General features: G+C 52.1%; 8 protein-coding genes and 1 pseudogene. 6 read left to right on the plus strand and 3 right to left on the minus strand.

Annotated elements, in window-relative coordinates; translation table 11 throughout:
• Nucleotides 1–589 precede the first annotated feature (589 nt).
• The gene (locus IEY53_RS33985) at nucleotides 590–1,198 is read right to left on the minus strand and encodes a superoxide dismutase (RefSeq protein ID WP_189032669.1); all 609 of its coding nucleotides are present in this window, start codon (nucleotides 1,196–1,198) and stop codon (nucleotides 590–592) included.
• A 603-nt stretch (nucleotides 1,199–1,801) separates the two neighbouring features.
• Here IEY53_RS33985 and IEY53_RS33990 point away from each other — a divergent pair.
• The 5 genes and pseudogenes from IEY53_RS33990 (at nucleotide 1,802) to folE (ending at nucleotide 5,807) form a co-directional block, all read left to right on the plus strand.
• Complete coding sequence (locus IEY53_RS33990; RefSeq protein WP_189032671.1) at nucleotides 1,802–2,221, plus strand: GNAT family N-acetyltransferase; 420 nt, start codon at nucleotides 1,802–1,804, stop codon at nucleotides 2,219–2,221.
• A 173-nt stretch (nucleotides 2,222–2,394) separates the two neighbouring features.
• Complete coding sequence (gene lepB / locus IEY53_RS33995; RefSeq protein ID WP_189032673.1) at nucleotides 2,395–3,012, plus strand: signal peptidase I; 618 nt, start codon at nucleotides 2,395–2,397, stop codon at nucleotides 3,010–3,012.
• 29 nt (nucleotides 3,013–3,041) lie between these two features.
• Nucleotides 3,042–4,803 (plus strand): annotated as a pseudogene (gene queG, locus IEY53_RS34000) (tRNA epoxyqueuosine(34) reductase QueG).
• A gap of 101 nt (nucleotides 4,804–4,904) precedes the next feature.
• Nucleotides 4,905–5,162: a YneF family protein gene (locus IEY53_RS34010; RefSeq protein ID WP_189032676.1), complete on the plus strand. Its 258-nt coding sequence runs from the start codon at nucleotides 4,905–4,907 to the stop codon at nucleotides 5,160–5,162.
• Between the two features lie 51 nt (nucleotides 5,163–5,213).
• On the plus strand, nucleotides 5,214–5,807 hold the full coding sequence (gene folE / locus IEY53_RS34015; RefSeq protein ID WP_189032678.1) for a GTP cyclohydrolase I FolE: 594 nt from the start codon (nucleotides 5,214–5,216) through the stop codon (nucleotides 5,805–5,807).
• 94 nt (nucleotides 5,808–5,901) lie between these two features.
• Here folE and IEY53_RS34020 read toward each other — a convergent pair whose 3' ends face one another.
• Together IEY53_RS34020 and IEY53_RS34025 are read right to left on the minus strand one after the other, a co-directional pair.
• Nucleotides 5,902–7,080, minus strand: coding sequence for a Fe-Mn family superoxide dismutase (locus tag IEY53_RS34020; RefSeq protein ID WP_189032681.1), 1,179 nt, complete (start codon nucleotides 7,078–7,080; stop codon nucleotides 5,902–5,904).
• 185 nt (nucleotides 7,081–7,265) lie between these two features.
• Entirely contained in the window at nucleotides 7,266–8,237 is a 972-nt protein-coding gene (locus IEY53_RS34025; protein ID WP_373293981.1) for an alpha/beta hydrolase, read from the minus strand.
• A gap of 348 nt (nucleotides 8,238–8,585) precedes the next feature.
• Here IEY53_RS34025 and IEY53_RS34030 point away from each other — a divergent pair, with 348 nt between their 5' ends.
• A complete protein-coding gene (locus tag IEY53_RS34030) occupies nucleotides 8,586–9,329 on the plus strand; it encodes an IclR family transcriptional regulator (RefSeq protein ID WP_189032685.1) in 744 nt (247 codons plus the stop codon).
• Nucleotides 9,330–9,678: the final 349 nt, after the last annotated feature.

Here is a 9,678-nt window from a genome sequence, read left to right on the forward strand (position 1 = left end):
CCCATTTGACTCTATACGGAGAGCTTAAAGGTAAAATTATTCGCGGTCAAGGTACTAGTTCAACATCAGATTAAAAATAAGGGATGCCTGAAGGCTGTTTGATATGGATTAGCGTTCGTCACCAGCCTTCGAGCTGTTCTAATGTATAAAGTACCTCAGAATGGTTTAAAAGAGGCTCAAATATCCATAATGATGTATTTTGTACATTCAAAGGATAGCCATAAGGCACTTTTCGGCGAATGTTGCGGTTCCTGCTGTACCAAATACACTGAAATCCTAAACCGAGCCTACTTTTTTCCATCCTGATGTATAAAGTGCACTCTAGCGATCTCCGCCCGAGGCTTACGCATGCCTCCCGGGAGGCACGCTTTCGAATGCGCCATCTATTCCCGCCTTTTAAAGGCTGATGCTGTACTAGTTGGAGCTTCTGCGAACGGCGGTTCAGCGTGCTAACGCTGATGCTGATGCGAGCATGAGGCTCCCACACCGTTTTACCCGTACCACAAAAAAGGTATCTCTCAGCCCCTTCCGGCATAAGAGATACCTTTTATATTATTGCAGTTATTGCAGCTTCCGTTGCCGGAAGGTCTTATTTGGAGCTTTCGTAGCGTTTGCCGACTTCAGTCCAGTTCACTACGTTCCAGAACGCCTTGATGTAGTCAGGACGTTTGTTTTGGTAGTTCAGGTAGTAAGCGTGCTCCCATACATCGAGACCGAGGATTGGAGTAGCGCCTTCGCTGATCGGGTTGTCCTGGTTAGGTGTGCTTGTGACGGAGAGCTTGCCGTCCTTCACAACGAGCCATGCCCAGCCGCTGCCAAAACGTGTGGTTGCTGCTGCGGCAAAATCTTCCTTGAACTTGTCGAAACCGCCAAGCTCGCTGTCGATGGCTGCTGCCAACGCGCCTGTTGGTGCGCCGCCGCCATCCGGTCCGATAACTTCCCAGAACAGCGTGTGGTTGGCATGTCCGCCGCCATTGTTGCGGACAGCAGTGCGGATCGCTTCAGGTACAGCGTTCAGGTCAGTCAGAAGTTCTTCAATGCTTTTGTTTTGCAATTCGGGTGCCTTTTCCAAAGCGGCGTTCAGATTCGTCACATACGTATTGTGGTGCCTGTCATGGTGAATCTCCATCGTCAAAGCGTCGATGTGCGGTTCGAGTGCGTTGTTCGGATAAGGAAGTGCCGGTAATTGAAATGCCATTGGAAAAATCCCTCCTGAGTTTTAGTGGAATATTTGTATAGATAAAGAGTTTGCCGTTAACGACAGAACCCTTTATTTCCGATATGTGATACTGGAAAAATATCGGATTGGATACTCTTATTAAAGCGTATCTGGAACAATAATGCAACATTAAACAAACATTAATGTTTAGAAAGTAACAGCCTCCGGCACAGGGTCCTGGACAATTGTAAAAGCGGTGTTAACATTATAGAGTCTCTCTTTACAATGCGAATTATACCTAATGATTTCCTTATTTAAGAATAGATGTAACCCTATACTATGTAAACGTTTCATATCAAGCGCTTTCAAAAGAAAAATGATGATATCGGGAGAAAAGTGTGTTTTAATAGATTTAAAAGCAGGTATTCCTCGTATTTTGAAGATTAATGAAGATATCGATGGTTCGATATATTTCAGCAATCTTTTTTAATCCCAAGAAAAGCTTCGATTCCCAAGTGGATTCACCTCTTCGTAAGTATAATCCAAAGTTGCTTTTCTGATGCTTTTTTTGCCTCCACAGTGTTTTGGGAACTCCTTCTTTTTGTAAAATTCATAAGCCATAGAAAAAGGAGATTTTAAAGAATGCACGTTCGTTCCTTTCAATTAAGCGACGTTAGCCCTGTGACTGAACTGCTGCAGACCGCATTATCGGAAGAATGTTTCGAGAACACCATGGAGCCTTTCTCCAGGCAGCTGTCATGGGATTCCGATCTCATTGTGGTTGCTGAGGATGAAGGAGAGATCGTCGGTGCGCTCATAGGCACGATTGAGAAGAACCACGGCTGTTATTTCCGGATCGCTGTTCATCCCGATTATCGCCGCAGGGGAGTTGGCCGGAGTCTTGTTACCGCCATGGAATCGAAGTTTCATGCGCGTAAAGTCAGCGGGATTTTTGTCGCTGTCGATGAACACAATTCTTTCGCATTACCGCTTTATGAGGCTATGGGTTATGACGAGAACCAAATTTTTAAATCTGTAAGGAAGCTGAGCATTGTCGGTTGATCATTTGACCGGCCCTACGTAAGCGGAAACATTTACTAGAATAGAGAACTATGGCGACTGCATAGTCTGAACCATTATACTGAAGCATATGTCCCGCTTGTCCATTGCAAATGGCCGGGAGATATGCTTTTCTATTGTTAGAGTCTCATTAAACAAGGGCAAGAGGGTGACTTATGAACCAGGAGCTTGAGGAAGAGTTCATGCGCAGCCGGAAACAAAGATACAGATCGGCAAGACATGGCGGAACCGGATCGGCCTTGAACAAGCGCTGGGTTAAGGAGCTGAAGGACTGGCTGCTTACTGCGGCGACGGTTTTTGTCATCATGTCTCTGGTTAATCTTTTTGTATTTAATATATCGACGGTTAAAGGCGAATCCATGCAGCCCACACTGCGGGAGGGCGAGAGACTGTTCATCAATAAGCTGGCGCTGGTGTTTGACTTCCCCGAACGGGGGGATATCATTGTACTCCATGACCCCAGCACCGGCCCGGATCAGAAGGAGTATTTGGTCAAGCGGGTCATTGGGCTTCCCGGCGATATTGTAGAGGTGAAAGACAGCCAGCTGCATGTGAACGGGAAAAAGGTTGTCGAATCCTACGTGGATACTGAAATTCAGGATTCCGATTTTGCTCCGCTTGCCGTGGAGGACGGAAGCTATTTTGTAATGGGCGACAACCGCCATGCCGGGGCCAGCAAGGACAGCCGTTATTTCGGTTCAGTTCCGCGGGACCGCATTGTAGGCAAGGCCTCCTTTATTTGGTGGCCGCTGTCGAAGGTAGACACGTTATAAACAATTATTGCACAAAGGAGAAGGCGGTTATGAATAATATTGTCCAGTCACCTTATGCTCCTCCGCCTTCCAAGTGGGAGAGTCTTAAAGCGGATATACTGGAGGCTGCGCCGTCGCTCGGTATTGACGATATCGGGTTCACCACTGCGGAGCCTTTTCTATATTTAAAAAATATACTGCAGGAACACCGTGACCAAGGTTACGAATCCGGGTTCGAGGAGCCGGATCTCGACAAACGGACCCTGCCGGCGTTGACTTCCGGTGAACAGCCGATGTCGATTATTGCCATTGCCGTCGCATATCCGGCCAAAATGGAGAACCCGCCGAAGTCCGAGCCGGGAGCCCGCCGGGGGATTCTGGCCCGGGCTTCATGGGGGCAGGATTATCACCATGTCCTGCGTGAGGCGCTGGGGCGGCTGGAAACGTTCATCCGTGAGCGTGTGCCGGGGGCGGTACTTGAGAGTATGGTCGATACGGGGGTGCTGGTGGACCGGGCAGTGGCAGAACGGGCAGGGATTGGCTTCAGCGGCAAGAACTGCTCCATCATCTCACCCAAATGGGGTTCGTGGATCTATCTGGGCGAGATGGTGACCAATATTCCGTTTCCTCCGGATAAGCCCGTACAGGAGGGCTGCGGAGATTGTACCAAATGTATCGATGCTTGTCCTACGGGGGCGCTGGTAGGTCCGGGACAGCTTAATGCCCAGGCCTGTATTTCTTACCTCACCCAGACCAAAGGGTTCCTGAGTGATGAATATATGACCAAAATCGGCAACCGGCTGTATGGCTGTGATACCTGCCAGGTGGTCTGCCCGCATAACCGGGGGAAGAACTGGACTCACCGCCTCGAGCTGCTTCCCGATCCCGAAATAGTCAAACCGCTGCTGATGCCGATTCTGGATCTCAGCAACCGGGAGTTTAAGGAGAAATTCGGCAGCAGTTCAGCGGCATGGAGAGGCAAAAAACCGATCCAGCGCAATGCGCTTATCGCTCTCGGCAATTTCAAGGAAGCCGGGGCTGTGCCGAAGCTGATTGAGATTATGCTCAAAGAGGTGCGTCCGGAGATGCGGGGCACAGCAGCGTGGGCGCTCAGCCGAATTGGCGGCGAAGAGGCGCTGGAGGCAGTACAGAAGGGGCTGCAGCAGGAAGAGCATGAGACCGTTCTGGCGATGCTTGAACGGGCTGAAGACAAGCTGTTGCAAGCAAAGGAGGCCAAGCGGGATGAGTGAGGCAGACATGAGCACTTTGACTGTTATTCTATATTATGGGGAACTTGATTCGCCTTTGGGTCCGCTGACTTTGGGTGCAACGGAGCAGGGGTTGTGTTTGCTGGAGTTCGGCAGCTTCGCGGATTCCAGGGAGCGGATGTTAGGTTGGGCAAAGAGCAATATAGGCAGTGTGGAGCTTCGGGAGAATGAAAGCCTGCTTGCGGAGGCAAAACATCAGCTGACCGCCTATTTTGCCGGTGAGCTGCAGCAATTCCAGCTTCCGCTGGATATGCGGGGAACGGAGTTCCAGCGGCAGGTCTGGGAAGCGCTGAACACCATTCCCTATGGGGAAGCTGCCTCCTATAAGGACATTGCGGTAAGGATTGGCAATCCCAAGGCTGTCCGCGCTGTAGGCGGAGCCAACAACCGCAATCCCGTGCCGGTAATCGTGCCATGCCACCGGGTAATTGGCGCAGGTGGTTCCTTGGTCGGCTACGGCGGCGGCCTTCCGATCAAGATCGCGCTGCTGGAGCTGGAGGCAAAGCATGCTTCGGGCAACGAAGAAGGAGAATACCTCTTCTGATGCAGAGCTATTTTCCAATTGCTGTCCAGATGTTGAAATGCTATGATAGATTCGCACGCTTGGCGGCGTTGCAGACAATAGAGCACAGAGGTGGATTCTAGATGAATATTGCATTACCTATCATTACGCTCGTCGTAGGTCTGATTGGCGGGTTCTTCATCGGTGTGTACTATTTGCGCAGACAAATGACAACGATGCAGAATGATCCTGAAATGCTGCAAAAGGTTGCTAAACAAATGGGGTACAATTTGAACGGCAAGCAGATGCAGCGCGCCCAGCAAATGATGAAGAATCAGAATCAACCGGGACGGATGCCGGCTCCGGCTGCCAGAAAAGGGAATAACCGCAAGGGCAAGTAACCGTGTCCAATTAAATATAGGTGTTGCACGGGTTCGAAAGGGGGAGGCTTCATGGGGAGCATCAAGGATTATGTGAACGGTAAAGTATCGGACAACCGTGAGCAAATCGAATATCATGTAGAGAAAATATTAGAGTTAATCGGAGAAGACACGGCACGCGAGGGATTGCTGGAAACACCGGCACGTGTCACGCGGATGTATGAGGAGATATTTGGTGGATATTCGATCGATCCCAAAGAGGCGCTTGGTGTTACTTTTGATGAGTCTCATGAAGAGTTGGTGATCGTGAAGGATATCGTCTATTATAGCCAATGCGAGCATCATATGGCCCCTTTTTTCGGGAAAGTGCATATAGGATATGTTCCAAGCGGCCGGATTGCCGGACTCAGCAAGCTGGCCCGGCTCGTAGAAGCCGTAAGCCGCCGTTTACAGGTGCAGGAGCGCATTACCGCACAGATCGCCGATATTATGACGGAGGTGCTGACCCCCCACGGTGTGATGGTTGTGGTGGAAGGCGAGCATCTGTGCATGTGTGCCCGCGGTGTGAAGAAACCGGGAAGCAAGACGGTCACGATGGCAACGCGCGGGACTTTCCGCGAGGATGCCGCCGCACGTGCGGAATTTCTGGCCTTGATTAAAGAATAGCATCGTTTGCAAGACTAAGCCCATCCTCCACGCTTCAAGTGGGGATGGGCTTTTATATGCTTGTTTATATGTGGGCCTGGCGGGCAAAAGGAATTCAGTAAGGGTGCCAGGCCAGCTCACTAGCTGCTTCAAACCGCTTGGATACATACGGCCAGTTGACGACTTTCCACCAGTCCTTGATGTAGTCGGCGCGTTTGTTTTGATGTTTTAAGTAATAGGCATGCTCCCATACATCCAGGGGCAGCAGCGGCACTACATCCCATTGTGACAAGTTCTGGTGTTTCTCGGCGGTCAGGATTTCCAGTCTCCGGCTGCGCGGGCTCCAGACCAGAATGGCCCAGCCTCCCCCTTCGACTTTGTCTGCGGCTTCGCTGAATTGCTGCTTGAAGCTGTCATAGCTGCCAAAACTCTGTTCAATGGCTTCAAGAAGTTCCCCGGTAGGCCGGCCTCCGCCTTGCGGAGACATCACATTCCAGAACAGGGTGTGCAGATAATGGCCGGCCCCATGGAAGGCAAGCTCGCGTTCCCAATGCTTCACCAGATCGAAATTCCCCGTCCTGCGGGCTTCAGCCAGCTTGCTTTCTGCTTTGTTCAGTCCGTCTACGTAGCTTTTATGGTGGATATCATGATGAATCTTCATCGTCTTCTCATCGATGTAGGGCTCCAAAGCGTTGTAGGCATAAGGGAGTGGGGGCAGGGTATGGCCGCCTATGGGCACGGATTCAAGCCTGCGGAGGTCCGTAAGCGGCGGGGCATAACCGGCCAGGACATCGCTGCCGGTGAAGGTGCCTGCGGGAGGAGTCTCGACGGGAAGCTGGGTGTAGTCCCTCATGATCTGCGAGAGCTGGCCGGGAGCGTTCAGCGCTTCGAGAACTTCAAGGAAATATTCGGACTCCCGGATGATATGCAGGAAAACTGTGCTTGCGAGCGGGACCGCCTTGACGGCGGGACTGGCCTCCATCATGGCATACAGCTGTCTGATAAATTCGCGGGATTGGGTGCAGGAAAGATGCAGAAGCTGCTCCGTCTCATGGATAAGCATCCCATGCCCCGGCCCCGGCGGTGTGGAGATGGTGGCCTCAAGCAGCTGCCTTGCCGCTTGTTCCGTTCCGCCCAGGACGAGAGCCCACTCGTCCAGCAGTTTGACATAGGGTTGTTCCAGCTTGGGGACAATCGCCTTGATGACCTCGGTGTGCTCGTTCTCCTGGGTTTTCCAAAACACGATTTCTTCCAGGATACGCACTGGCAGCAGCGGTCCATATACATATAACATGACAGTTGAACCTCCCGTGATATGGCTTCATCCATTCATTATATGAGCCGCTATGGAGCGTTATGAGCTTGCAGGCAGGGTACATGTAAAAACCATAAAAAAGCCTCGTCCAAGGAAGGTATCTTCTTCCCTGAAAGAGGCTGTATGTTGGGTGGTATCCTTGTAAAAAAGGGCAGGGCCCTGAGCTACTTGCTCGCGGTCTCCGACTGTGTGATTTCCTCCAGCCCGGCGAGATGCACATTGCCCAGAAAAGCGGAGACACGGCGCAGATATTCACGCGGATGCTCGCGGAATAATAATTCATGATGGCTGTTCTCCACAATCCAGGAATCGGATAAGGGATGAGTCTGGTTGGCGGCAAGCTCCTCGGCAATCGGATAAGGGGCCTTATCGTCCTGGGTTCCATGCATGAACAGAATCGGGAACGGATAATCCTCGGATTTCACTTTTGCATAAGGGATTTGATTCAAGCCCGTACCGTTCAGAACCGGGAAAAGCAGCTCCATAATCTCCAGCGAAGGCTGGCGGGGCAGGTCAATATTCTGCTTAATATTGTGATAAAGCGTGTCTGGCTCCAGCAAAAAAGTGCTGTCCAAAATCATGGCGTCCACATCTTCCGTGGTCAGACCGGCTTGGAGTGCGGTGCCCGCCCCCATGGAGAAACCCCAGACAACAATCTGCTCGGCTCCGCGTTCCTTGGCGAACTCTATCGCACCCAGCAGCTGCTGGGATTCTTTTTTGCCGCCGGTTGCAATATCCCGGTTGTCCTGGGACGCAAAGCCGTAATCAAACATCACTACATTAAAATTAAGACTGTGTGCATAATGGGCAAGGTCGTACATAGGTACCCAGGATTCCTCGCGGTTCGCACCGTAGCCGTGGCTGAATACGATGGTCTTGGTAGCACCTTCTACGGGAATATACCATCCCTGCATGGTGCGGCTGCCGTCAAGTGCCGGAAAGGTGATGTCTTCATATTGAAGGCCTTTGGCCAGCGCAGGATTGGAATAAAGCGGCGCAACAGTGGGATTGGACAGCACCCAGGCAATATAGCCGTGCAGTGAAATGAAACAAAAGACAAAAAAGAAAAATACGGATAACAATAAAGCTACAACAATATGCTTGAAGCGGATCATCCGCAGAGAGAGCTTCGGCATGCCGGTGTTGTTCTCTTTCGGGTGGCGGGAGACCGGCGAGCCGGTTTGTGTGGTTGCCAAATCCATGAGGTCTCCTCCTTTAAATTACAATAAATCCTTATATTTCGCTATATTAGGCCGTTGTTGCTGATCATTTCCTATCTATATTTATCGTATGTGGATGCCTTTCCAAAGTCAATGAAATCACCGATTTTGTAATGTAAATGTAAACTGGGACCCAGGGATTTCCCTATGCTGACCTGTGCTGATTTCGCTGGACTTTCCGGGGACTTTTGCACTAAGATAGAGTTGACCATATTAATATTGTAACCGGGTTTCACTGGATGAAACAAGTTAGGGGGAGAACGGATGGAGGATCGTAAGCTGACGGTACGCGCCGTGGAACGGGCGCTTGATATATTGCTTTGCTTTACACGGGGGAGCGAGCTGGGACTCACGGAGATTGCTTCGCAGATTGGATTACATAAAAGCACGGTGCATCGGCTGCTGACAACACTGGAGGAGAAAGGGTTTCTGATTCGGAACCCGTCTACGGAGAAATACAGGCTTGGCATCCGCATTTGGGAGCTGTCGACCCACTTGCCGGTGTTTGACGAATCGGCCACTTTGCTGCTGCCGGCCATGGAGCGGCTGCGTGACCGGCTGGGTGAGACGGTTAGCCTGTACCTGCGCGACGGCTTCGAGCGGGTGCGCATCCAGGCGGTGCAGAGCGAGCAGGCCATCCGCCGCGTGGCTCAGATCGGGGCCAGGCTGCCGCTGTCCGTCGGCGCTTCGAGCAAGGTGCTGGCTGCCTATGCGCCGCCTGAGGTGCTGCGTGAGCTGCTGGAAAGCGCAGGCTGGCCGGACTATGTCGAACGCAGCGCCTATAGGCAGCAGCTTGAGGATATAATCCGGATAGGCTATGCGACCAGCTTCGAGGAGCGTGAACCCGGTGCGGCTGCGGTAGCCGTGCCGGTGACCGGGCGCAGCGGCAATGTCGTCGCCGCCTTGTCGCTGTCGGGTCCGGTCAGCCGTCTCTCGCGGGAGACGCTGGTGGAGTATGCTGCGGTGCTGCGCGAGACCGCAGAAGAAATGGGACTGATGCTGCCGTAGCAGCCAGTCCCTGTTATAGGCAAGAGCAAGACGCCCCCGGCATCAGGGGGCGTCTTTGGCGTGGCCGGCCTTGTGGCCGCGGGCGGCAGGGGAGGGCGAGAGAAGGCCCCCGCCCGTCCAAGGGAAGGCAAAAATGCCTTCCATGGAGGCGTAAAGGCCCCTGCCGGTCCAAGGGAAGGCAAAAATGCCTTCCATGGAGGCGTAAAGGCCCCTGCCGGTCCAAAGGGAAGGCAAAAATGCCTTCCATGGAGGCGTAAAGGCCCTCGCCGGTCCCAAGGGAAGGCAGGAACGGATTAACCCCCTAAATTTGGACACAACCACATTCATTCTTGCAAAATCGCATTAAAGC

Source organism: Paenibacillus albidus (assembly GCF_014644435.1).
Lineage (GTDB): Bacteria > Bacillota > Bacilli > Paenibacillales > Paenibacillaceae > Paenibacillus_AQ > Paenibacillus_AQ albidus.